This is a genomic window from Paenibacillus sp. FSL M8-0212 (assembly GCF_038004645.1).
GTDB lineage: Bacteria > Bacillota > Bacilli > Paenibacillales > Paenibacillaceae > Paenibacillus.
Genome location: NZ_JBBORP010000001.1, coordinates 6,135,016 through 6,158,748, shown reverse-complemented (window position 1 = coordinate 6,158,748; position 23,733 = coordinate 6,135,016). Strand labels below are relative to the sequence as shown.

The following is a 23,733-nucleotide window of genomic DNA, read 5'->3' as shown; positions in this document are numbered from 1 at the left end:
TGAGTTAAGAGAGGGCTATACAATGATTATGTTGATGCTTTTGACCTTCATATTAGGTATCTTCATCGTTGTACGTCAATTTTGGCCAGTACGCAATCTTGAATATATAGATTATCAAGTATTTCTCAGACAAGAGCGTGATTTTCGGCAGTATAAAGTGATTGATATTCGAGATGCGACGGATTATATGGCTAATCCTACTCCGGATACGATTAACATCTCATTGGGACGCCTTGCTTTCACATGGGAAAAATACCTTCTTCGAGAAGATAACGTAATTATAATGTCACCTGGTATGCTTCAATCCAAAAAGGCTGTTCGTATTTTGCGAAAGCATGGATTTGAATGTCTTTATGTGATGAAGTAAAAGATATATGTGAGTTCCAAATCATACGGAGTTATTAATTGTAGGCATTAATTCAATGCTTGCGCATGCATTTTCATTATTCATGATTCATGAAAAGGGGAGTTTTATTTTGATGACAGATTTGTTTAGTCCATATTCTTTTAAAAGCCTAGAGCTTAAAAACCGTGTTGTAATGGCTCCAATGTGCCAATATTCAGTTGAGCGAAAAGATGGTATTGCAACAGATTGGCATTATATGCACTACGTTAGTCGTGCTGTGGGAGGAACAGGCCTCATTATCATTGAAATGACAGATGTAGAGCCGGATGGCCGAATCTCAGATTATGATCTTGGGTTATGGTCAGATGAACAGATCCCAGCTCTGAAGCGGATCGTCGATGCGTGTCACAGTTATGGTGCCAAGGTTGGTATTCAGATTGCTCATGCAGGCCGCAAAGCAGAAGATGCCGAAGTTCCAGTTGCCCCATCCGCGATTGCCTTTGATGAGAATTCCAAGCAACCTAGAGCGCTCACAACGGATGAAGTTAAAGGAATGGTTGAAAAATTCCGGAGTGCTGTAGCTCGTGCTGTGAAAGCTGGTTTTGATGCGATTGAGCTTCATGGCGCACATGGATATCTAATTCATCAGTTCCATTCTCCACTAACAAACAAGCGAGAAGACGAATATGGTCAAGATTTAACGTTATTCGGCCGGGAGATCATTCAGGCTGCAAAGGCAGAGATGCCCGAGGATATGCCCTTGATGATGCGTATTTCAGCCAAAGAATACGTCGAAGGTGGCTATGGCATTAACGAAAGTTCCGAGTTTGCCAAGGCATATCAAGAGGCAGGCGTTGACGTATTTGACATCTCATCTGGTGGCGAGGGACCTATTGGTGCATCGGGCAGACCAGGAACTCACGCAGCTTATCAAGTACCTCTCGCTAAAGCAATCAAAGAAGCTCTTGATGTGCCTGTGATTGCTGTTGGAAGGCTGGACGACCCGAAATTGGCGAATGCAGTCATCGGAAATGAAGAAGCTGATCTCGTTGCAGTCGGAAGAGGGCTGTTAAGAAATCCTTACTGGGCCTTGGAAGCTGCGTCTGCTTTGCGCAAGACAACGGACGTTCCAAAACAATATACGAATGGTTTTTAATGTATTAATAATTTAACGATTAAATGATCTTCATTAATACAGAAATAAGAAAGGACTCCTCTAATAAAACAGAAGGAGTCCTTTTTGAGGTTAAACTATACAAGGTAAAGGAACGATATTAGCCAGTAACCAGTCAAGAGATGGTAGTTGGCTCATCGCTTCCGCTTCTCAAGCGTTTAATATCTTCTCTGGGCGGAAATCCGAACATGCGAGAATATTCACGGCTGAATTGGGAAGGGCTCTCGTAACCTACCTGAAATGCTACATCTGCTGCATCGGTGGACTTGGATAATAACAAGCGGCGCGCTTCTTGCAGCCTAAGTTGTTTTTGAAACTGAATCGGACTCATGGCAGTCACTTCTTTAAAGTGTCTGTGCAGCGAGGCAGTACTCATATTGGCCAAATCCGCCAATTCCTCAACCCGAAAATTTTGCTCAGAGTGATTCATAATATATTCAATAACGTCTCTGATTCGATAGGTATGGCTGCCCTCCATGGTAGCTTGTTCCAGAGCAGTCCCATGTGGGCCTTTCAGAACTTTATAGAGAATTTCTTTTTTGAACAAAGGAGCGAGTAGTGGGATATCTTCCGAATGATCTTCCAACAAACGGGCTAACCTGACGACTGCATCCAGCAGAGACGGCTCAGCTTGGCTGACAAACATGGCACGTCTCGTTGTTTTCCGCGGTCTTGCTGGGAAATCGGAATGGTTCAATAACTCCAGAATCTCACTGGATGTGAATTCAAGTTTCAGGGCCAGATAGGGAGCCTCAGACGAGGCTTGAATCACTTGTCCACTAACCGGCAAGTCAACGGTTGCCACGATATAACTTCCTGGACCATACCGGAAACGATCCTGTCCCAGCAGGACCTCTTTCTCACCCTGAACGATAATGCAGAAGGATGGTTCATTCACTCTAAATATAGGTTCAGTAACGACCGATTCACGGATTAGAAATAATGAAGGGATTGCCGTAGGATGCACCCCGTCCTTGTCAGAAAAACGGTCAATGAGTGTGGCTAATTCGTTTTGTTGTTCGTGTATTTGATCAGACATGCAAAGTTCTCCTTTTTTCCTCACAACATAATAATCACATTCTATCGTATATTGACCGAAGGCGGTAGAAAACGGATAGGAATAGGCAAACATTTGATGTGAATGGATAAGACATTCTGATTGCTGGTTACATAATCACAAGTACACAGGTCATGATATACAACAAGTACAGAAGATATACACTTACGGTTCAGCTAATACATGCTAAGATGAGAATGAGAAGGGTATCTGCATCTTTTATTTACTGATCGTTCCCGATGTGTTAGATTGATTTTGGGAGGGAAGTCGAATGGCTAGAAGTAAAGAGTTTGAAGTGAACGAAGTATTGGATAAAGCAATGAAGATCTTCTGGGAACAAGGTTACGAGAAAACGTCGATGAGTGACCTGGTTGAGCATATGGGAATTCATCGCAGAAGTATATATGATACATTTGACGACAAACATTCGCTATTTTTGCAGGCAATGGATCGTTACAGAGGTAAGGTCAGCACCACATTACTTGCAGAAATCAAGGCATCCAAGACGGCAGTGGAAGCACTGCATAAAATCTTCGAAGTTATGATCAGTGAAGTAGAGGATACGCCATCGGGATGCTTGATCGTGAACTCCGCCGTAGAGCTTGGTACACGCGATCCGGACGTGGATACACGATCTCTTGATTCATTTAATGAAGCAGAGCAGATGTTTGAGCAAATCATTCAATGGGGGCAGCGGGAGGGGGAATTCTCTTCTGATCATGATGCGAAGGAAATGGCAGAGTACCTGCACAATATTTCTGTCGGCATCAGAGCCATGGCAAGAACCTCGACGGATAAGGAAAAATTAAACCGGATTATCCATGTAACGATGAAACTTTTGGGAAAATGATGAGTAGAGACGTACCCAAAAAAGTAGCTTGAAATCCGTTAGAGGACTTCAAGCTACTTTTTTTTTGCGCTAATTTTAGAAAATAGAAAGCATGAACCATCAATTGGTGATGGCATTTTCCATCGGTTTAATTTTATGAATCTCTTCGGTCCCAGCCTCCAAAGCTGTTTCGTAGTAGGAGCGTTTGTGCTCGATGACTTCCATGGTTCTTCTTAGTTCCTCCATTTGTGCTTCCACAATAGCTTTTCGCTCCGTAAACATGTCATATCTTTGCTTCAGCGAGGAGTCCCCTTCAGAGCACCATTCAATGAAGTCTTTAATGTCTTTAATAGGCATGCCGGTCAGCTTCAGACATTGGATGATCTTTAGAAAGTCAATGTCGGAGTCTTTGAACAAACGTGTTCCACTTGTGGTACGTTCCACAAAAGGCATGAGTCCTTCCTTGTCGTAGTAACGCAATGTATATACCGTAAGGTCTAATTTTTTGGCAACTTCACCGATTGAATAGGTCATTTAGAATGAATTCCTTTCTACTAGGGGTAGACTTCGAGTTAGCTCTAGGATTGATCCGAGTGAATTCTAACATGTTGGATTACTGGATGTCAAAGTACATTGGAGATAAAAAAAATAAGATAAACATTTGACCTAGAGTTAACTAGAGGGGGTAAGATTATTTTGAACTTTAAATTACGAGGAGGTTATACCATTGATTATAGCTAAAGCCAGAGCCGTTGACGGACCAGACCAACAATTCAGAAGTGCTGAAATTAAACGACGTGATCTGGATACCAATGATGTATTAATCGAGATTAAATATGCAGGTATCTGCCATTCTGACATCCATACTGCCCACGGTGAATGGGGACCTGTGAATTATCCACTCGTTCCTGGACACGAAATTGCCGGGATTGTAACGGATGTAGGAACCGGAGTATCCAAATACAAGGTCGGTGACCGAGTAGGGGTCGGATGTATGGTGGACTCTTGTGGTGAATGTGTTAACTGCCGCAAAGGTGAAGAGCAATACTGTCTCAAAGGAAATATTCAAACTTACGCTGGAGTAGATAAATACGGTGAGCCTACGCAAGGTGGATATTCAACTCATATTGTTGTCGTAGAGGATTTCGTCGTTCGCATCCCTGATAACATTGCACTTGATGCTGCTGCACCTTTGCTGTGTGCCGGTATTACGACGTATTCACCACTTCATCACTGGGGAGCTGGCCCAGGTAAGAAGGTTGCCGTTGTAGGTATGGGTGGTCTTGGTCATATGGCTGTCAAAATTGCACATGCGATGGGTGCCGAAGTAACGGTTCTCTCCCAATCCTTAAGCAAAAAAGAAGATGGACTGCAATTTGGTGCAGATCACTACTTTGCCACAAGCGAACCGGAAACATTCGAGAAACTTGCAGGTACATTTGATCTGATGATTAACACAGTAAGTGCGAATATTGACATTAACGCTTATTTCTCACTGCTCACACTGGATGGCACACTCGTGAACGTGGGTGCTCCTGCTGAGCCACTAGCCGTAAACGTATTTTCTCTTATCGGCCATCGCCGTTCATTCGCAGGTTCCATGATTGGTGGCATCCGTGAGACGCAGGAAATGCTTGATTTCTGTGCAGAACATGATATTGCGCCTAATATTGAGGTCATCTCCGCTGACCAGATTGACGAAGCATACAAACGTGTACTGGCTTCCGACGTGAAATATCGCTTTGTTATTGATATCAGCACCATGTAATTGTGAAGTGTGCAATAATGATAGTTAAAGATAGAAAAAAAGCAGCTGCCGCCAAGGTCAGCTGCTTTTTGCTTTTCAGCCTGTTAATTGCTGATCATTCTACAACCCGTGCTCTTTTCGCAACGAACAGAAGATACCTGCGTCTAATAACTATGAGTAAACATGAAAGAAGTGGAATGAGAAAGATGACAGTATCATTTTCACATCAGCCTGAAGGTTACGAATGTCCATTTTGTCGTATTTGGGGTATCGAGCGACCTGATCAGGGAACAAAACAAAGGGATATCATCTATCAGAATGAAATGGTAACGGCATTTATAGCGGGCAAATGGTGGCCAAACAATAAAGGACATGTTCTTATTGTTCCGAATCAACATTTCGAGAACATCTTTGAACTCCCTGCGGATTACGCTGTTGAAATTCACCGCGCGGCTCAGCTTACAGCATTTGCAATGAAAAGTACATATGGATGTGATGGGATTTCGACACGGCAACATAATGAACCTGCTGGTAATCAAGACGTGTGGCATTATCATCTGCATGTTTACCCTAGATACGTGAATGATCAACTGTATCTGTCAAATGGTTCTCCGTCCGATCCAGATGAACGGGCTCTCTATGCGGATAAGTTGCGATCTTGGATAAAAGAAAACATTTAAAGTCTAGCAGGCTGCTCATTTTTTGTTGAGTTATTGGCAGATAAGGGTTTGGAATTTGATATTCATGATAGAATGAGTTTGAATGGGGAAAATTAAATAGTATATTTCATAATATAGGGGGAACCAATGGAGACCTTTGCAGAATTTATAGCACGCATCGATAATCCGGAACACCAGGCACGAACAGAAGAAGTTTTGAACTGGGTCACTGAAAAATTCCCGAAATTAAAACAAAAAATAGCCTGGAACCAACCGATGTTTACCGACCATGATACCTTTATCATTGGTTTTAGTGTATCCAAGCAACACTTGGCTGTTGCTCCCGAGAAGGCAGGAATTAATCGTTTTTCGGAAGAGATCACTCAGGCGGGGTATGATCATACCAAAGAGTTGGTGCGGATGAAGTGGAAACAGGAGATTGATTATTCATTACTTGAGCGAATGATTGAGTTCAATATAGCGGATAAGGCAGAATGTTCAACTTTCTGGCGAAAATAAATCATGATAAAAAAAGAAGACCCCCAACTTCCGAGTACGGAAAGGGGGGGCTTCTACATTGTAAGCAAAAGCGATTATTGAGCACCTACAACAGGGTGAGGCACATAGGGCTCTTCAAGGAATGAGACGTCTTCTGAGGTCAACTTAACGGAAAGAGCACCTACCGCATCTTCCAGATGCGATATTTTGGTGGCACCAATAATTGGAGCCGCTACAGTGTCTTTTTGTAGCAACCACGCAAGTGCAATGTGTGTGCGAGGGACACCGTATTTTTCTGCAATGGATGCAACTCGTTCAACAACAAGCTGATCTGCATCGCTAGTCGCATTGTACTTGGATTTCTGAATTTTGTCTGTCTCGGATCGGAGTGTCGATACGGACCAGTCACGGGTTAACCTGCCTGAAGCAAGAGGACTGTAGGGAGTCACACCAATCTTTTCTTCCTTGCATAAAGGCAACATTTCACGTTCTTCTTCACGGTAGATGAGGTTCAAGTGGTTTTGCATGGAGACAAACTTGGTCCAACCATTTTTTTCTGCTACATGTAATGCTTTTTGGAACTGCCATGCAAACATGGCTGAAGCGCCAATATATCTCACTTTACCGGACTTCACCACATCATGTAAGGCTTCCATGGTTTCTTCAATAGGCGTATTGTAGTCCCAACGATGAATGATATACAGATCTACATAATCCGTTTCCAATCGTTTCAGGCTTTTATCAATCTCACTCAGGATGGCTTTTCTGGAAAGGCCAGAACCGTTGGGTCCTTTATGCATTTGTCCGTGTACTTTGGTAGCAATGACAACCTCATCCCGATTGGCATAATCCTTTAATGCCCGACCAAGGTATTCCTCGCTTGTACCCAGAGAGTATACATTAGCTGTATCGAAGAAATTAATGCCTAGATCCAGTGCTTTTTTGATCACGGGGCGAGAATTTTCTTCATTCAGTACCCATTCATGAACCCATTTACTGGCGTCCCCAAATCCCATACATCCCAGGCAAAATCGAGATACGTCCAAGCCTGTATTACCAAGTTTTGTATATTCCATATCATGTTCAAATCCTTTCTAATGTTTATTATTGCCACCTGTATGGTGACCTATTTACACATTATTATGTCATAACGAATGGAACAACCTGTACCACATTACTATCAAACTTTTGCCTAATCCTATCAAAATCCTGGAATCCGTTAGATAGAGGACACAAAAAAAGATGCCCCCAGAGTAGTGAAAGGGACATCTTTTTTTCAATATGAATTATTGTTCAACTCAGTCAGAACAGAAAAAAGGATTGAACGTGAAAAAAAGCCATGATATAATCTATAGCGCAATTGACATTTATATTGAATGTAAAGGGTGAATCATTATTTCTCCTAATTTAATTTTACATCCGACATTCCGATTTGTCAATGCTCTTTTTTTGGTCCTAATAAATGGAAAAGGGAGTGGACTTATTCATGGATAAAACAAACGAATGGAAGTTGGAAGAGGACAGATTAGTGCAGGTGAGGAATAAACTTCAGGCACGACTCGACGAGCTAGAACCGAAGGTTGCCGGACTGCATGAACAGGCTGCCGAAATTCGTAAACGGTTCTGGGAAGAAGTGACGATCAATACGAGTTCGTACAGTGATTTTGAAGATGCATTCTATACCATTAATCAGCAGTCCAGAGTGTTGGCCGAGAGGGAGCGCGGGCACAAGCTGTTAACACAACAATGGAAAAATACAAAGAGACTGCTTCCAACGCCGTATTTTGGCCGTTTCGACTATAAGGAAAAAGGCATGACATTGACTGAACAGATCTACATCGGCGTATCATCCTTCATGGATGAAGATGGTTTGAACTTTCTAATCTATGACTGGCGTACGCCAATTGCGAGTCTGTACTATGATCACTCTCCCGGGCCAGCAAGTTATGACACACCTTCAGGACGAATCGAAGGAAAGATGGAGCTCAAGCGTCAATTCCAGATTCAACATGGGCAACTTCATAGCATGTTTGATTCAACTGAGACGATTGGTGACGAATTGTTGCAGCAAGTGCTCGCCAAGGGTGCAGACTCACAAATGAAGAGTATTGTAGCAACGATCCAGAAGGAACAAAACGCCATCATCCGTGATGACCGAAGCCGAATGCTTATCGTTCAGGGGGCAGCTGGCAGTGGCAAGACGTCGGCTGCGTTACAGCGAGTCGCTTACTTACTATATAAACACCGCCAGACAGTTAAAGCAGATCAGATTGTACTTTTCTCGCCGAATCCGATGTTTACCAGTTATATCTCGACTGTGCTCCCGGAACTTGGGGAAGAGAATATGCAGCAGACGACTTTCCAGGAATATCTGAATTATTGGCTGGATTCCTCCATCCGACCAGAGGATGCCTTTGATCAGATTGAATATGTGCTGACAGCTCAGAATGATCCGGGATATGAAGCTCGTATGGAGGCGATCAAGTACAAAGCTTCCGAGACATTCCTGCAAGTGCTCCAAAACTACGGTAAGTGGTTAGGAAGAGAGGGGATGCGGTTTAACGGCATTCAATTTCGGGGACGTGAATTCATCAGTTCAGACCAAATCAAGACCCAATTTTACAGTTTGGATCAGAATCTTACCTTGTCCAACCGTATACTTCTTTTGCAGGAATGGCTGCTGAGAGAACTTGTTTCGCTGGAACGTCTGGAACGGGAAGCAGACTGGGTTCTGGAGGAGTTGAATTATCTGGACACGGATGAGTATGTGGAAGCTTTCCGCATGTTGCACAAAGAAAAGCCTGTGTTTGATGTAGCGGAAAAATACGCAGGACGAGATAACGGTAATAACAGCGCAGTGCAAGATGAGGGTGCCTTTAACTTTGCACTGCGAGAAGAGGAGTTGCTTCGTCAGAAACTGGTGAAAGACATGTTTAAACCGTTAAGAAAGAGTGTGCGGAAATTCCAGTTCGTGGATGTGAAAGGTATATACGAACAACTATTTGTAGATGAAGCGGCTTATCGACAACAAACGAATGGGGCAATCCCCCCACAGCACTGGCCTGAGATTTGTAAACAGACCAAGGCCATGATCCTTCAGAACAAGCTGTTCCATGAGGATGCTACTCCGTATTTATATGTAAAAGAGATGATCGAAGGCGTACGGACAAACACAGAGATTCGTTATGTCTTTGTTGATGAAGGCCAGGATTATTCGGCGTTTCAATACGAATATCTCAAGAAACTGTTTCCTCGTGCCCGCATGACGGTGCTGGGGGATTTCGGGCAAGCCATCTTTATGCAGGCTACGGATTTGGCAGCATCCAACTCGCCACTGGTTCACCTTTACGGAGAAGGCGAAACTACATTGATACGGCTGGTACGCAGTTATCGTTCAACCAGAGAGATTGTTGAATTCACGAGACAGATGTTACCAGGGGGAGAAGAGATCAGACCGTTTGAAAGGGGAGATCAGAAGCCTCTTTTAACAAGATTGAAGGACGACAAGCTGCGTGGTGCGCAGATTCTCGCAGACATCGCCGCGCTTAAGGCGGAGGGATTTGATTCCATCGCTGTGATTACGAAGACCACGGCTGAAAGCCGTGACGCCTATGAAAGGTTGCAAAGTCAAGGCGGCGAAGGGTTACAGCTCATAACAAAGGACACACAGATTTTCGAAAAAGGAATCATGGTTATTCCTGTGTATCTCGCCAAAGGCGTTGAGTTCGATGCTGTCCTGGTCTATGATGCTTCACCCGTTGCTTACAGCCAGGAATATGATCGCAAGCTTCTGTATACGGCATGCACACGGGCCATGCACCGACTTCATCTATATACAGTGAGTGACTGGTCACCATTTGTGCAGGCGTTACCTGCGAATCTATATGACATAAGAACGTAATTCATATGTAAATCCGTTTTCAATAAAGGACCAAAGAAAGATGCTCGGAGCCTTATTTCAAAGGTTATCGGGCATCTTCTTTTACTAAAGACATGAATCATAAAAGTTATTCTTTACTGATCGTTCCCAATGTGATAGATTGTTATTAGAGATTGTGAGAATGATCATTCCCATAACAACTCGAAAATGAATAAATTCTCAATGAGAGGGAGTAATAATAAATGAATATTTCCAAACAAGTTGCTATTGTAAGTGGGGCTAATCGAGGGTTGGGTAAGGAACTTGCTCTTGAACTGCTGGCGAGGGGAACCAAAGTGTATGCTGGCGCACGAAACCCTGAATCAATTGATCTGCCGGGGGCAATTCCACTGCAACTCGATATTACTGATCCACAATCTGTCATGGCTGCAGCTGAGGTAGCTAGTGATGTAACCCTTCTAATCAATAATGCTGGTTCCGCTACGGGTGCTTCTCTGCTTACGGGTGAGCTGAACGATATTCACTTGGAATTCAATACACATGTATTCGGTACGCTTTCAATGATTCGTGCGTTTGCACCGGTGATAGAGAAGAATGGGGGCGGTTCGATATTGAATATCCTGTCCGCTCTATCTTGGCTCAGCCTTGGTAACTCAGGTGCATATTCAGCTGCAAAATCAGCTCAATGGGGAATTACGAATGCATTACGTCTGGAATTAGCCCCTAAGAACGTTAGCGTTGCTGGATTGCACGTGGCGTTCATGGATACGGATATGACGGCAGGTATCGACGCACCAAAAACGAACCCAACGGATATTGCCAAAATTGCAATAGATTCCATCGAAGCAGATCTCTACGAAATTATTGCTGATGATACCAGTCGGAATGTACAACAGGGTCTTGCTGGTGGTGTTGCAGCCCTTTACCCGCAATTGTTTCAGAATAGAGAGGTGTAGATACATTTTCTCGCTATAAATAAAACAACCCTCACCAGATATGGTGGGGGTTGAGTACGTCATGAATCCTACAGTTCCATTTTCTCAAGAACGGTGAGGATATAAGGTTTAACCTTTAACTGCACCGGCAGTAAGGCCGCTGACGATATATTTTTGCCCGAATAGATAAAGGATGAATACAGGCAGTGAAGTAAGCACGAGATTGGCAAAGATCAGGTTCCAGTCCCGGCTATATTTGCCGTAGAAATTGTAGATCGACAGTGGCATCGTCCATGTGGAACTGTCTGTCAGGAAGTACACCGGAATTGTAATGTCATTCCATACGGACATGAACACCATGATCGCTACCGTTGCGTTAACGGGCAGGATGAGCGGTGTGACGATGCGGAAGAACACGCCGAACACACTTGCTCCTTCCAGAAATGCGACTTCGTCCAGTGCTCGTGGAATGGTTTTGATGAATCCACTATACAAAAATACACTGAAGGCCGTATTTAACGCGGCATAGATCAGGATAACACTCGTGATACTGCCGTAGAACCCCAATCCCTGCACGACCCGTATAGTCGTAATAATCGACATTGGTGCAATTAATCCCATGAAGAAATACATGTAGATGGTGCCGGATAGTTTGGTTTCCCGACGTGCCAGAATGAATGCCGCTGACGAAGAGGCAACGATATTAATGATGGATGATACGCCAGTAATCAAAATGCTGTTGAAGAATGCTCGCGACAGACCACCTTCCTGGAAGACACGAACATAGTTCGAGAACTGCCATGTTTCCGGGAAACTCAGGGAAAAGCTGAGCACTTCGGCGCTCGTTTTGAATGAACCAAAGATCAGAATGACAAGCGGCAACAGAACGATAAGGGAGGCCAGAATCAGGAAACCTTCCACGATATAGTTGCGGATGGCGAGTTTGCGTGTATAGCCCATGTTATTCCGTAACCTCCTTACGCCGCATGAAGATCAATAGCGGTATAGCAATAATGGTAACGACCACGAACAGAAGGGTGTTGACCGCCGTACCAAGTCCCCAGTTGCCTTCGCCGAAAGATCGCAGAATGATCGTACCTACGACCTGGGAAGCGTTACCCGGGCCACCACCGGTCATGACATATACTTCGGAGAATACTTTGAGTCCACCGATCAATGTCAACATCAGGTTAATGTTAATCGCGGGCAGCAAGAGTGGTAGTGTGATTTTGAAAAAACTTCTCCACGAACTTGCGCCATCAATCTTGGCTGCCTCGTAATACTCTTGAGAAATGGACTGCAGGCCCGCCAGATAGATGGCCATCTGGAACCCGGCACTCTGCCAGATCGAGACGATGGCAATCGTCCAGATCACAATCGATGGGTTGGTGAGCCAAGCTTGGCTTAACGAATGTAACCCAACAGATTCCAACAAATTGTTGATTGTACCTTCGGTACGCAACATGGGAGTGAACAGAATGCTGATCACAAGGATGCTGAGAATGGAGGGGGAGTAGAAAATCGCACGCAGCAGGTTCTTTGTTCTTAATCGCATGTTAAGTCCTACGGCCAGCAATAGGCCGATGACATTTTTGCCAACAACGGTGACGATTGCAAATATCGCCGTGTTTTTCAGCGCCAGAATAAGCGTTTTGTCCGAGAAAATTTTCTGGAAATTATCCCATCCGATGAACTTCAGCTCTAGCCGATCCAGCCGCCAATCCGTGAATGAATAATAGAAAGCGGCGAGAGCAGGCACAACGAAAAAGATGGAGTAGATAATCAGTGCGGGAAATATCATATAATACGAGTACAGATTTTTAGTCCTTTTCATGTCTCACACTCCGTTATAACTAGGCAGCATAACGGTCGATCCTGTTATGCTGCCTTATATTTCACTCTTTAGAAACCTTCTACGCCTTTATCCTGCATCAGCTGACTGAACTTCTCATCCCAGGATTTCAGTACTTCTTCCGGTGACAATCCACCCGCGAATTGATCCTGCAACAATCGGTACAGTTCGCTGCGATCAACCAGCATGTATGCATCCGTTGTCAGCACGGTTTTCTTCGGCGTAATATAGTTGTCTACAATATCCTGCTTGTAAGCCGGCAATTCTGGTGTGGTGACGTCACTGAAATTGGATACATATCCTTTGGAATCGACGATCTGTTGTGCGACATCCTTGGAAGCGATATAGTCCAGGAACTGTTTGGCTTCATCCAGATGTTTGGATTTCTTCGGAATGAACAGTTGTCCGCCCAGTGGACTTGCGCCCAGACTGGCATTATCCAACGATGGAATCGGGAATACGCCCAGTTCCATATTTGGATCTTGCTCGGCAACGCCTTCAATTAACCAATCGCCCATAAACATCATGGCAACTTCCTTGTTCAGGAATTTACCTACGGCCATGTCATAGCTGTCACTAAGCACATCCGTGTTGGTATACCCTTTGGTGTAAATCTCGTATTGTTGTTCCAGGAATGTTTTGAATTCCGGGATATCAGACCATTTTTTCTTATTACTGTTCAGCTCATCAAAAAAAGTCGGGTCATTTTTGGCTACAAAATCGGCAAATGCTGCAGCAGGCCAGATGTTGGCAGCCCAGGCATCTTTATAAGGCATGAATACAGGTGTAATGCCACTTGCTTTGATTTTTTCACAGATTGCCAGGAATTCTTCGTAGTTGGTTGGAATCGATAACCCGAGTTCTTCAAAGATTTGTTTGTTATAAACGACCCCTTGCATCCCCGTATCTTGGCTGACATGGAAGCTGTAGAGATGGCCACCAGAAGAGAGGACGTCTTTGTTCACAATTCTGCTCGCCCAAGGCTCGTTATCCAGAATCTCGAAGTTACGTTCAAGGTTTAGGTCTGTGACTGCGCTCGCCAGATTGTACTGAATAATGTCAGGCGTTTCATCTACAGCCAGTTTGGTTTGCAGTACCGTTGTTGTTTGTTCCGCTGGAATCAGCTGCAAATTGACACGAATGTTCGTTTGTTTTTCGAATGCATCGAGAATGTCCTGCTGGATGAAAGCAGAGTCCTGAGAACTTTTAGAGATGGCCAGCTCCAATGTAACTTTGCCACTCTTGCTGTCCCCGCCAGCAGCTGTGCCGGAATCCGTACCTCCTGATCCACAAGCCGTTAACGAGACCGATAATAAACTGGCCAGAATAATGGAAATCGCCTTTTTTCTTTTTATTGTTTTCAATGCAAATCCCCCTCTAAAACGTTTAGTGAATCCGTTTACAAGTCCGATTATAGATTCTTTTCTCGCCCCGGTACATGTCTGTGCTTGAACGTTGATGTGTAAAATCCTGAACTTGAAATCGCTATCATTTCATGAAATACCGTGATAGAGTAGACATGAATATAAGGGATTTCACATCATGTCAGAACAGGAGGGCACCTCTGAGAATGGCAAAGCTCATACATAAGGCAACTCAATTCAGTTTGCAGACGAAGGTGTTTTTGACGTTTCTGGCTCTGCTTTTGTTCGTGCTGGGCTGTTTTATCGTGTATGTGAATGTGATCGTTGTTCGCCCGCTCAAACTGAAAACGGAGCAGGATACACTCGTGACCGCTACAAAGGTAAGAGAGCAAGTTGATCTCTACGTAGAACAACAGAACCAGATGTCGCAGCGAATATTATCCAGCAAAAATATATTTGCAGCCATGGACAAGAGCTCCTCGGCTCATAGTAATTATGAAAGGCTGAAACAGATTCGGATCATCAAAGACATCATGTTCCAGGCCATCGGGCCGAGCATGAATATCAAGGACATGTCCATCTACGACAATCACGGGGTTCTCCTGACATCATATCTGGGTTCGGGCAATCCTCCCGCAATCCTGAACACCATGATGGAGAGTAGTCAGGTTGGACGAGATTGGTCGGAAAGTGGTTTTGTTCTGCTGCGTCAAGACGATACGATCTCCTTTGTGCGCACGATCAATGATCAGAACGGCAAGGTGTACGGTTATCTTAGCATCCAGATGGAACAGGCCTATATACAGAACTTAACGGAGGGCATTACCGCTGGCGATGTCTATATCATGAATGAACAAGGGGAGCAGATGACGGGCTCGGAAGCGGGTGTGACATTTGCCAATTGGACAAAGCCTTCATCAGACGAGGGGCTGGATGTGGACAAAAACGACAATTATATCACCCATTCCACGTCACCGAGTACAGGTTGGATCACGTATATCATAACGCCCAAAAAATCTGTTCTAGGCTCGATCCATTCCGTTCAGACGATGTCCATTCTGTTGATTACAGCACTGATGCTGGTTTCGTTTGTGTATATCTTTCTGTCGACGCGTAATCTGCTGCTGCCGATCCGCAAGCTACGCAGTCAGATCTGGCGCATGAACTACAGCAATATGAATCTGAAGGTGGATGAAACGCCGAAGAATAACGATCTCTTATTGCTAAATGAAGCCTTTCAAGATCTGATGGAGAGGTTACAGCAATCGATTGACCGGGAAAAATCGGCGCTTCATGAGGAAGTAAAGGCTCGTAATTCGGCGCTGCAAGCCCAGATTGCTCCTCATTTTATTCATAACGTTCTATATCTGATCAGTATTGCTGCCCAAGAGGGGAAGACCAAAGTTGTATCGGATATGTGCAAACATCTTTCGGACAGTCTGCGTTATATTGTCTCTTCACCATACGCGCATGTGACTTTGGCTGAGGAGCTTCAACATACGAGACATTATCTGTCCCTTGTACAACAAAAGTACGAAGAGGATCTGGAGTGGGACATCCATGCAGACGAGCTGGCGAACGAAATCCGATTGCCGCGGTTGGTCATTCAGCCGTTTGTGGAAAACTGCATTGAACATGCCTTTGCCAACACCGCGCCGCCTTGGCGTATCCAGATTACCGTGAAGCAATATAACGGATTATGGGCTTTGGAGATCAAAGATAATGGAGAGGGCTTTCCACCGGATAAGATCCAGGAGATTTTATCCAATATTCAGGCATCGGATTCCGGAATGAACCAGACGGCCGATCGTGCCACAGCCCTTGGTAACATGGGGATTATCAATAGCGTCAATCGACTCAAACTAATGTATAACAACCGGCTCTTCATTAATATATTTAACAATCATGCGGAAGAGCAACATGGAGCAACAATTCAAATCATCGGCTCACTGACGAAGGATTTTTATTAGGGAGTGTCTGAAAACTCCGAAGGAAGCAGATTTTGCCGAATTTTCGTTCCAAGCCAGGAAGTTTTCCGCAGGCGTGCCGGGGCACGTCAAGGGAAAGTAACGCAGCAGGGGGCGAAAAGGCGGTAAAAGATGCACTTCAGCGAGTTTTGAGACACGACCGAACAAGGAGGGACGGACGATGTATAACGTTATGATCGTTGAGGATAGCAAACCGATATTACGTAATATTAAAATGCTCCTGGAAACGCTCAACTTTCCGATTTGTGTAGCGGCTACGGCAACAAATGGAGAGGAAGCCTTGGCAGCGTTAAAGCAGGAACCGATTGATCTGCTGTTGACCGATATACGAATGCCGAAAATGGACGGACTGTCCCTGATTGAGCAAGCCAAGCTTGCCAACCAGGATCTGAAGGTCATTCTAATTAGTGGGTACAGCGATTTTGAATACACAAGAAAAGCATTGAACCTGCAAGTGTTTGACTATTTGTTAAAACCTGTCGAGCGAGAGTCGCTTGAAGAAGTCATGGGTCGGGTAATTGACCAACTTGATCAACAGATGTCCAAGGAACTGCTGGATTTGCAGGAAATCATTCATCCCCAATGTGAGACTACGCCGAAACAGGGGGAGGAGTTTCCACCTTTATTCAGCCAGATGATGATCATTATGAGCAAACAGCCTTTTACCGCAGGGCATGAACGATGGGTGGAAGTGGAACTTGAGGGTATAGTGCAGGATTTTTTTGCATTCCATGCTTGTCGTGTGTACACCAGTCAAACCCCATATCAATTTGTTGCTTTTGTTAACAAGAGTGCACTTGAGGTGTACTCTTCCGTACATGAATGTCTTGAATCGTTGCGACGGCATTTGGTTGCGCATGACATCGATGCGATCATTGGAGGACAACTTCTATTCGCTGAGTCTGGTAATCTGCCAGAGCTCTATCACCGCATGTCGTCCATTTTGTCTGAGCAGCAACGGTTGAAACAAGGAATAGTGTTGGATACCGGGAATCCGGTGTCGATGGCCAGATCCGAGACAGGCTGTCTGGATCCGGTGCAGGAATCTGCTTTTGTACGGATGATACAGGCTCGGCAGAAAGAACGGTTTGCTTTCAAGTTATCCGAATTGATGAATCGATGGGCAGAGGAAAATGTACATATGACCGAGGTGGAGCGGTTTATCGGATTGATTGTAGACACGTTTGCTCATCTGTACGAGGAACAGGGCTCGGGCATGAGATTGGGTCTGGAGCTTCGGTCAAGACAATTCGCCCATGCACAGTCCTATGCCGATTTTTGCCGGGAAATGACGGAATGGACGGGACAGTGCTTCGATATGCTGCAATCCCACGTTCGAAAAAGCAAGGCGATCCTGTTCGAACAGATTGACGATTACGTAAAACTAAATAAATACTCTCCATTGTCTATCAACGACATTGCCATGAAGTTTCACGTTAGCCCGTCGTATGTCAGCAGAGTGATCAAAAATGCAACGCAAATTACGTTTGTTCAGTATTACACCCAGCTTCGCATTCAGGAAGCCTGCAGACTGATGGAAAGTCAACCGGACATGAAGTTTAAGGAAGTTTCCGATTTGCTGTCGTTTAGCGATCAGCACTATTTCTCGAAGGTGTTCAAAGAGTATACGGGGCTAAGTCCTACGGATTATAAACAACAGATGTCTGGTATAAAGACCCAATCATAGTTAACAAACCCTTTTTATTTATGTTATAATACTAAACAAATACGGCTTGTTACTGAATTCATTCAGGCAATACCTATGTATATTTACGCTCAAAGTCTCTTTGTGTGTGCATATATATGGGTTTTTTTGCGTTTACTTGCCGATTGATTCTACCAAAAATGGATAAAGAGAGGAAGATTCACTTTGGAAAAGAAAAAGAAAAAAAGGTCATTTTATAGGAAAGGAGGAGCCAGTTTACGATTAATGAGTACTAGACTCATTGCAGCTTTCCTTGCGGTGCTTATTATCCCCACTGCACTTATCGGTTATTTCTCATATCATAGTGCCAAAGATCAGGTGCAACAAAAAATGACAGAGCCCATCAATACCATATTAACGATGGCAGGACAGCATATTAACAATCTGGTAGGGGAAAAAGCAGCATTATTGAGTTATATAGACAGTATGTATGGCTCCACTCCCGGTCAGGCGAACAACGAAGCAGTACAAGTAGGAATCGACCAATTAGCTGATACATATCCTGATCTTCTTGCCATCACTGTGGGCAGCGACCAAGGCAGTGTTATATCATCTCCAGCAATAGAGGATGCAACATATGATCCACGCAGCACAGCATGGTACACCAATGGAATGAGTAACAATGGAGCACTCTTTTTTTCGAGTATTATGACAGATCCGGTATCCGGGAAGATTTATGTAGAAATTTCAAAGGCTCTTTCAAATCAACAAGGTGCAGCAAGTATTAAACTTGATCTGGAGCGATTAGCAAACGAAATATCTTATGTGGATGTAGGAGGTAACGGGAGCCTGATTGTGGTTGACTCCAATAGAACCATCGCAGCTTGGTCTGGTGCCATTGTAAAAGGTGGGGGAGGAGAACTCGGCGGAGCGCTCATCGAGGGAATTCCAGTGCATCCAAATACGGCTTCAAGTTCCGATGAGCCGATGGCATTTTCTCAATTTGTCAGAACAGATCTGGCATATGATCTAGAGGTATATAACGGGGTTAATGCTTTGACGGGGTGGAATGTCATTGCTCTGATGGGCCATGAAGACTTTATCGCCGCAGCGAAACCCATCATGGTATCAAGTCTAACCGTCATTGCTGTATCTGTATTAATTGCCGGAGTTATTATTTTCTTCATTCTGAGATCTTTTATTGTACCTATGCAAAAACTGCGAAAGGCCACTCGCAGCGTAAGCGAAGGGAATCTGTCCGAACGGGTTAACCTTAAAACCGAAAACGAATTTGGTATATTGGCAAATGATTTTGATCAAATGACCAGTTCCCTTCAATCGGTGGTTGCTGAACTTCATCAGACGTCATCGTTGTTAAGCCACTCTTCCCAAATGATTCAGGAAAGTACCGAACAAACCACCCAATCGGTTCAACATGTGGCTGAAACCATGCAGCAGACTGCGGAATCAGCTATCGTTGGGGCGGAAAATTCGGAACAAACCGCAAATGCCGTAGAAGAGATGGCGAGAGGCATCAGTACAATTGCAGAATCTGCGAGTGCCATCGTTGATTCGGCTGAAGAGACGGAGCGCGCTGTTGCTAATGGTGGGAAAACCATAAACCAGGTTGGAGAACAAATGGAACATATTCTGGGAGCTGTTGAAGAAACCTCGGCATTGATTAATGAGTTGTCCAGTCTGTCCGCCGAAGCCAATCGAATGAATGAAGCGATTGCGGATATCTCTCGGCAAACCAACCTACTATCACTGAATGCCTCTATTGAAGCTTCAAGAGCAGGAGAACACGGTAAAGGTTTTGCTGTCGTTGCTGGTGAGGTGCGCACGTTATCCATGCAATCTAAACAGAGTGCGGACGACATTGGCGCTACCATTGGCAAAATGCTCGATCTGATTGCCAAATCCACATCTCTTATGAATGATAAAGTTCGCAATCAAGTTGGTGAGGGCATGCGGATCAGCCAAGAAGCTTCCGCAACCATATCCAACATTGAACAATATACAACGCATATCGTGGATCAAATTCAGGATATTTCCGCTGTCTCCGAACAGTTGTCAGCCAGCACGGAAGAAGTCTCGGCTACAGTTGCAGCGATGAGTCATATCTCTAAAGTGTCGGCAGATAGCGCTCAGACAACTTCAGCAGCAGCCCAAGAGCAAATGGCGGCAATGGAGGAGATATCTGCATCCTCTGCACAGCTATCCAAAACAGCTGCGAACATGCAAGAGTTGGTTCGCCGATTTAAGCTCTAGAGTAGAAGTAAGTAAATGTGTAATGAAATATGTAAAGAGATATGTAAGAGATATGTAAAGCACCAGGCGCTCCTCAATGGAGCGCCTTTTTGCGTTAAGAGAGATTAATAAGAATGTGATGCCTCATCCCCGAACATATCCTTTTGATTCTTTTTTCGGAAACTTCGTGGTGATTCACCAACCGTTTTGGTAAATAAAATTGTAAAGTAATTGGGATTATCGTAACCGACCAGTTTGGCGATCTCCCATATTTTTTTGTTGGTTGATACTAATAATCGGGTAGCTTCCCCCATTCTTCGTTGAATCAGATAATGATAGGGAGAAGTTCCATAGTGATTTTTATACATATGAATTAAGTAATAAAAATCGATATGAAATTGATCTGCCAATTCTTTGAGTTTAATGTTTTGCCGATAGTGGGTATCCAAATAGTCTTTAATGCTCTCGGCAAGGTTGTTACTCCCAATAGTCTCCCCACTAGGAAGCTGTTGACGGGACTGCCGATCAATGATCAGAAGTATGGCTTTCAGGACATGCCCAGAGATAGATTCATAACCATGTTCCCGGATTGAAAATTCATTGAAGAGAGTCTGCATTAACGAATGGAGCTCATCGGAATAACGGTTTGCTCGAATGATCGGTTTGTTAGAGGGAGGGATGACCCAATCCTTAAGGGTGTGGGTGTCTTCTGTAAAACGAAAGCCGCAATAAAAGGTGGATAACGGGAATTCAGTATTGGACTTCTCCTCATGAAGAGTCCCCTTATTATAAATGAGCATGTCACCTTTTTGAGCCCAGTGTTTGGTGCCGTCAATGGTGAACAATCCTTTGCCTTCAGTTACGTAGATAATCTCATGCAGATCGTCATGTTTATGCGTCGGAAAACTCCAATGGGGGTTGTCGGCCAGTTTCCCTACATAAATAATGGTGCAATCTCGGTTTGCATGTAGTTGGCCGGATTCGTGGTGTGTATTCATCTATGTCTTCCCTTCAGAATCTGTATTGAAAGTCTGTGTTGAAATGACAACATATATAATGTTTTGCAATAAAACCACAACAACCTTGATTGTCGCCATGGTATATCTGACAGTACAATTTCACTATCCAAAATGTACTATATATCGAAAGTGAAAGGATGGGAAAGCAGAAAATACATGAACTAATGATCGTAGACAGAATTAAAGCGCTTGCAACAATAGAAAGGATTAGTGAGTATTGATTTATGACTAGAAATAGAGAGAACCTACTTATTTTAACGCTTACGCTCGTTAGCTTTGTACTGGGAACAACCGAGTATGTTATCGTTGGTGTGTTGAAGGAAATTGAAAGTTACATGAAAGTATCACTTGCTGCCGCGGGTATGCTTGTCTCCGGTTTTGCGATTGCATATGCAGTGGGTACACCATTTGCTGTGGCCTTCTTAGCCAAAATATCCAGAAGAAGTTCCATATTGATTGGATTTGCAATCGTGTTAGCATTAAATCTGTTGACCGTGTTCTCAACAACGTTTTATTCTCTAATGGCCATTCGCATCGTTTCGGCCGTTGCTTGTGGACTTACGATATCGCTTTCGATCTCAATCGTAAGTGACGCAGTGAACCGGGAGCGAAGAGGGGAAGCTATCGCCTGGATTTTGGGCGGATTTTCAATCGCTAATGTGTTAGGTGTTCCGCTCGGTACATTTATCGGACAACATCTGAGCTGGTCCATGACATTCGTTGTTACGGCATGCATAGGTGTTGTGCCGCTGGTGTTCATGTTCCGTATTCTGCCACGCCAAACAACAACGATTGCAGGTTCGTTCAGTGATCAGATGTCTCTCTTTGTGAAGCCACGGATATTGCTGGCATGTCTGATCCCTGTACTGGGAAACAGCTGTATTTTCGTCGTTTTTACGTACATTACGCCACTCCTGAGTGAGACGATGGGTGTGCCAGTACAATGGATTAGTGCCATACTTCTGATCTATGGAGCCTGCAGTATCCTGAGTAACTGGATTGGTGCCAAAATAGCCAAGGGTGAATTCCTGCCCAAGCTCAAACGGCTTTTCTTAATTCAAGCCATCATCTTCCTAGGTATGAGTTTTACCGTTACCAATCTGTGGATCGGCTTGGCTTTTCTGTTCCTGATTGGATGTCTGTCATCCTCCATGAGCGCGGCATCCCAGCTATATTTGTTTGATGTGTCAGGATCGATCGCGCCGGGGTCCAAAGCATTTGCATCTACACTCCTGCCTGTGGCAGCCAATGTGGGTATAGCGTTAGGCTCCGGCGTCGGGGGAATTGCCGTTAATATGGGTGGTGTCCAGTGGGTGCCTCCAGTTGCTGTGATGCTTGCCTTGCTGGCTTTTGTCGTTACCCTGATATGCCAGCGTTCCATCCAAGTGAATTCAGACGAAGCAACCATAGTAAAAGCCGCCTAGATGAGATGAGGTTTAAACTAATTAGATGAATCCATATTTATGGGATTGGAACTACAAACAAAGTCGCTGTTATGCGGCTTTGTTTGTTTTTTTAGTTTTCCAGCATTCCGGATGAAACGGGTTCGTAGATGATAGAGGTAGGATAATGCAATAATTCAGTGAATTTATATATGATGAGATCTGATAAAATGAATGAAAAGCTGGGAGGTAAAGCCATGAAAAAGCCGATGATTGGTGTACTGCCTTTATATGATACAGACAAAAAAAGTTACTGGATGCTTCCAGATTATATGAACGCCATAGAAGGAGCAGGTGGGATTCCAATTATGCTGCCTTTGACAACGGATACCGAGATCATAGCAACGCTGGCTAATCAGTTCGATGGGTTCCTGTTCACCGGGGGACATGATCTCAATCCTGAGCTGTATCATGAGCATGCAGAGGTTACCTGCGGAGAGTTATGTATTGAACGCGATATGATGGAGTCGATGTTATTACATAAGGTAATTGAGCTTGATAAGCCTGCCTTTGGCATATGCCGTGGACTACAGCTATTTAACGTTATTTTAGGTGGAACGTTATATCAAGACATTCCGACTAGCCTTCAACTTCATGGGAACAAGATCGTTAATCATAAGCAAAGCCCGCCGTATACGAAACTAGTACATGATGTACATATAGAGCAAAATAATTTGCTTCATGATATTTTGCTAACAGATACGATAAAAGTGAATAGCTATCACCATCAGGGAATCAAGGTGTTGTCGGATAAGTTAACTGCCGTGGCTGTCGCTGAAGATGGACTCATCGAATCCGTGGTCATGCCGAACCGTTCATTTGTTTTGGCTGTGCAATGGCATCCAGAGTACAGCTATAAAGTAGATGACTATAGTCAAAAGTTATTTGCAGCGTTTGTTAATGCTTCTCAATCCGCACGATATAATATCCATATTGAAGACATCACCGCATAAATTTGGAGTAGAAAAAAAGACCTCCTGTTTATAAAAACAGAGGAGGTCTTTGTATTGGTGAATGTAGTCGTAATAGTAATCGTGATATTACCATT

General features: G+C 44.1%; 20 protein-coding genes. 13 read left to right on the top strand and 7 right to left on the bottom strand.

The genetic code is table 11. From position 1 onward, the window contains the following. Positions 1 to 22 precede the first annotated feature (22 nt). Together MKX68_RS26880 and MKX68_RS26875 are read left to right on the top strand one after the other, a co-directional pair. Positions 23 to 367 (top strand): rhodanese-like domain-containing protein, encoded by a 345-nt coding sequence (locus MKX68_RS26880; RefSeq protein ID WP_017688554.1) that lies wholly within the window; start codon positions 23 to 25, stop codon positions 365 to 367. A 112-nt stretch (positions 368 to 479) separates the two neighbouring features. After that, the gene (locus MKX68_RS26875) at positions 480 to 1,502 is read left to right on the top strand and encodes an NADH:flavin oxidoreductase/NADH oxidase (RefSeq protein WP_340914753.1); all 1,023 of its coding nucleotides are present in this window, start codon (positions 480 to 482) and stop codon (positions 1,500 to 1,502) included. Positions 1,503 to 1,635: 133 nt separating this feature from the next. Here the strand turns inward: MKX68_RS26875 and MKX68_RS26870 are convergent, their stop codons facing one another. Further along, positions 1,636 to 2,559, bottom strand: coding sequence for an AraC family transcriptional regulator (locus MKX68_RS26870; RefSeq protein WP_340914752.1), 924 nt, complete (start codon positions 2,557 to 2,559; stop codon positions 1,636 to 1,638). 289 nt (positions 2,560 to 2,848) lie between these two features. Here MKX68_RS26870 and MKX68_RS26865 point away from each other — a divergent pair, with 289 nt between their 5' ends. Continuing rightward, positions 2,849 to 3,427 (top strand): TetR/AcrR family transcriptional regulator, encoded by a 579-nt coding sequence (locus MKX68_RS26865; protein ID WP_340914751.1) that lies wholly within the window; start codon positions 2,849 to 2,851, stop codon positions 3,425 to 3,427. A 99-nt stretch (positions 3,428 to 3,526) separates the two neighbouring features. On the opposite strand, the gene MKX68_RS26860 is transcribed toward MKX68_RS26865, so the two are convergent. Then, entirely contained in the window at positions 3,527 to 3,940 is a 414-nt protein-coding gene (locus MKX68_RS26860; protein WP_017688550.1) for a MerR family transcriptional regulator, read from the bottom strand. Between the two features lie 193 nt (positions 3,941 to 4,133). On the opposite strand from MKX68_RS26860, the gene MKX68_RS26855 reads away from it, so the two are divergent. The 3 genes from MKX68_RS26855 to MKX68_RS26845 all read left to right on the top strand — a co-directional run bounded on the left by MKX68_RS26855 (position 4,134) and on the right by MKX68_RS26845 (position 6,331). Then, complete coding sequence (locus tag MKX68_RS26855) at positions 4,134 to 5,174, top strand: NAD(P)-dependent alcohol dehydrogenase (RefSeq protein ID WP_036670869.1); 1,041 nt, start codon at positions 4,134 to 4,136, stop codon at positions 5,172 to 5,174. 17 nt (positions 5,175 to 5,191) lie between these two features. Then, on the top strand, positions 5,192 to 5,833 hold the full coding sequence (locus MKX68_RS26850) for an HIT family protein (RefSeq protein WP_340914750.1): 642 nt from the start codon (positions 5,192 to 5,194) through the stop codon (positions 5,831 to 5,833). 126 nt (positions 5,834 to 5,959) lie between these two features. Continuing rightward, positions 5,960 to 6,331, top strand: a complete 372-nt coding sequence (locus MKX68_RS26845) for an iron chaperone (protein ID WP_338594647.1) — start codon at positions 5,960 to 5,962, stop codon at positions 6,329 to 6,331. A 74-nt stretch (positions 6,332 to 6,405) separates the two neighbouring features. On the opposite strand, the gene MKX68_RS26840 is transcribed toward MKX68_RS26845, so the two are convergent. Then, a complete protein-coding gene (locus tag MKX68_RS26840; protein ID WP_338594648.1) occupies positions 6,406 to 7,386 on the bottom strand; it encodes an aldo/keto reductase in 981 nt (326 codons plus the stop codon). Between the two features lie 410 nt (positions 7,387 to 7,796). Between MKX68_RS26840 and helD the strand changes: the two genes are divergently transcribed. Together helD and MKX68_RS26830 are read left to right on the top strand one after the other, a co-directional pair. Beyond that, positions 7,797 to 10,211 (top strand): RNA polymerase recycling motor HelD, encoded by a 2,415-nt coding sequence (gene helD / locus MKX68_RS26835; RefSeq protein ID WP_340914749.1) that lies wholly within the window; start codon positions 7,797 to 7,799, stop codon positions 10,209 to 10,211. A gap of 221 nt (positions 10,212 to 10,432) precedes the next feature. Continuing rightward, a complete protein-coding gene (locus tag MKX68_RS26830; RefSeq protein ID WP_340914748.1) occupies positions 10,433 to 11,146 on the top strand; it encodes an SDR family oxidoreductase in 714 nt (237 codons plus the stop codon). Between the two features lie 108 nt (positions 11,147 to 11,254). Here MKX68_RS26830 and MKX68_RS26825 read toward each other — a convergent pair whose 3' ends face one another. The 3 genes from MKX68_RS26825 to MKX68_RS26815 all read right to left on the bottom strand — a co-directional run bounded on the left by MKX68_RS26825 (position 11,255) and on the right by MKX68_RS26815 (position 14,341). Next, on the bottom strand, positions 11,255 to 12,085 hold the full coding sequence (locus MKX68_RS26825; protein ID WP_340914747.1) for a carbohydrate ABC transporter permease: 831 nt from the start codon (positions 12,083 to 12,085) through the stop codon (positions 11,255 to 11,257). Position 12,086: 1 nt separating this feature from the next. Beyond that, positions 12,087 to 12,959, bottom strand: a complete 873-nt coding sequence (locus MKX68_RS26820) for a carbohydrate ABC transporter permease (RefSeq protein WP_036670879.1) — start codon at positions 12,957 to 12,959, stop codon at positions 12,087 to 12,089. Between the two features lie 68 nt (positions 12,960 to 13,027). Beyond that, complete coding sequence (locus tag MKX68_RS26815; RefSeq protein ID WP_338594651.1) at positions 13,028 to 14,341, bottom strand: ABC transporter substrate-binding protein; 1,314 nt, start codon at positions 14,339 to 14,341, stop codon at positions 13,028 to 13,030. A 206-nt stretch (positions 14,342 to 14,547) separates the two neighbouring features. On the opposite strand from MKX68_RS26815, the gene MKX68_RS26810 reads away from it, so the two are divergent. From MKX68_RS26810 to MKX68_RS26800, 3 genes are all read left to right on the top strand, one after another. Continuing rightward, positions 14,548 to 16,311 carry a sensor histidine kinase gene (locus MKX68_RS26810; protein WP_340914746.1) on the top strand — a complete coding sequence of 588 codons (1,764 nt, stop codon included), beginning with the start codon at positions 14,548 to 14,550 and terminating at the stop codon, positions 16,309 to 16,311. 178 nt (positions 16,312 to 16,489) lie between these two features. Beyond that, entirely contained in the window at positions 16,490 to 18,016 is a 1,527-nt protein-coding gene (locus MKX68_RS26805) for a response regulator transcription factor (protein WP_340914745.1), read from the top strand. A gap of 243 nt (positions 18,017 to 18,259) precedes the next feature. Then, positions 18,260 to 20,245, top strand: a complete 1,986-nt coding sequence (locus tag MKX68_RS26800; RefSeq protein ID WP_340914744.1) for a methyl-accepting chemotaxis protein — start codon at positions 18,260 to 18,262, stop codon at positions 20,243 to 20,245. 104 nt (positions 20,246 to 20,349) lie between these two features. Here the strand turns inward: MKX68_RS26800 and MKX68_RS26795 are convergent, their stop codons facing one another. Beyond that, positions 20,350 to 21,222 carry an AraC family transcriptional regulator gene (locus tag MKX68_RS26795; protein WP_340914743.1) on the bottom strand — a complete coding sequence of 291 codons (873 nt, stop codon included), beginning with the start codon at positions 21,220 to 21,222 and terminating at the stop codon, positions 20,350 to 20,352. A 245-nt stretch (positions 21,223 to 21,467) separates the two neighbouring features. Between MKX68_RS26795 and MKX68_RS26790 the strand changes: the two genes are divergently transcribed. Continuing rightward, on the top strand, positions 21,468 to 22,667 hold the full coding sequence (locus MKX68_RS26790) for an MFS transporter (RefSeq protein WP_340914742.1): 1,200 nt from the start codon (positions 21,468 to 21,470) through the stop codon (positions 22,665 to 22,667). A gap of 215 nt (positions 22,668 to 22,882) precedes the next feature. Further along, positions 22,883 to 23,638 carry a gamma-glutamyl-gamma-aminobutyrate hydrolase family protein gene (locus tag MKX68_RS26785; protein ID WP_340914741.1) on the top strand — a complete coding sequence of 252 codons (756 nt, stop codon included), beginning with the start codon at positions 22,883 to 22,885 and terminating at the stop codon, positions 23,636 to 23,638. Positions 23,639 to 23,733 lie beyond the last annotated feature (95 nt).

What these genes read in the sequence shown, in the direction of transcription:
- MKX68_RS26805 (WP_340914745.1), top strand. Translation starts at nt 16,490, where the DNA reads ATGTATAACGTTATGATCGTTGAGGATAGCAAACCGATATTACGTAAT.
- MKX68_RS26860 (WP_017688550.1), bottom strand. Translation starts at nt 3,940, where the DNA reads ATGACCTATTCAATCGGTGAAGTTGCCAAAAAATTAGACCTTACGGTA.
- MKX68_RS26875 (WP_340914753.1), top strand. Translation starts at nt 480, where the DNA reads ATGACAGATTTGTTTAGTCCATATTCTTTTAAAAGCCTAGAGCTTAAA.
- MKX68_RS26880 (WP_017688554.1), top strand. Translation starts at nt 23, where the DNA reads ATGATTATGTTGATGCTTTTGACCTTCATATTAGGTATCTTCATCGTT.
- MKX68_RS26845 (WP_338594647.1), top strand. Translation starts at nt 5,960, where the DNA reads ATGGAGACCTTTGCAGAATTTATAGCACGCATCGATAATCCGGAACAC.
- MKX68_RS26850 (WP_340914750.1), top strand. Translation starts at nt 5,192, where the DNA reads ATGATAGTTAAAGATAGAAAAAAAGCAGCTGCCGCCAAGGTCAGCTGC.
- MKX68_RS26865 (WP_340914751.1), top strand. Translation starts at nt 2,849, where the DNA reads ATGGCTAGAAGTAAAGAGTTTGAAGTGAACGAAGTATTGGATAAAGCA.
- MKX68_RS26790 (WP_340914742.1), top strand. Translation starts at nt 21,468, where the DNA reads ATGACTAGAAATAGAGAGAACCTACTTATTTTAACGCTTACGCTCGTT.
- MKX68_RS26820 (WP_036670879.1), bottom strand. Translation starts at nt 12,959, where the DNA reads ATGAAAAGGACTAAAAATCTGTACTCGTATTATATGATATTTCCCGCA.
- MKX68_RS26810 (WP_340914746.1), top strand. Translation starts at nt 14,548, where the DNA reads ATGGCAAAGCTCATACATAAGGCAACTCAATTCAGTTTGCAGACGAAG.
- MKX68_RS26825 (WP_340914747.1), bottom strand. Translation starts at nt 12,085, where the DNA reads ATGGGCTATACACGCAAACTCGCCATCCGCAACTATATCGTGGAAGGT.
- MKX68_RS26800 (WP_340914744.1), top strand. Translation starts at nt 18,260, where the DNA reads ATGAGTACTAGACTCATTGCAGCTTTCCTTGCGGTGCTTATTATCCCC.
- helD (WP_340914749.1), top strand. Translation starts at nt 7,797, where the DNA reads ATGGATAAAACAAACGAATGGAAGTTGGAAGAGGACAGATTAGTGCAG.
- MKX68_RS26785 (WP_340914741.1), top strand. Translation starts at nt 22,883, where the DNA reads ATGAAAAAGCCGATGATTGGTGTACTGCCTTTATATGATACAGACAAA.
- MKX68_RS26830 (WP_340914748.1), top strand. Translation starts at nt 10,433, where the DNA reads ATGAATATTTCCAAACAAGTTGCTATTGTAAGTGGGGCTAATCGAGGG.
- MKX68_RS26795 (WP_340914743.1), bottom strand. Translation starts at nt 21,222, where the DNA reads ATGAATACACACCACGAATCCGGCCAACTACATGCAAACCGAGATTGC.
- MKX68_RS26870 (WP_340914752.1), bottom strand. Translation starts at nt 2,559, where the DNA reads ATGTCTGATCAAATACACGAACAACAAAACGAATTAGCCACACTCATT.
- MKX68_RS26840 (WP_338594648.1), bottom strand. Translation starts at nt 7,386, where the DNA reads ATGGAATATACAAAACTTGGTAATACAGGCTTGGACGTATCTCGATTT.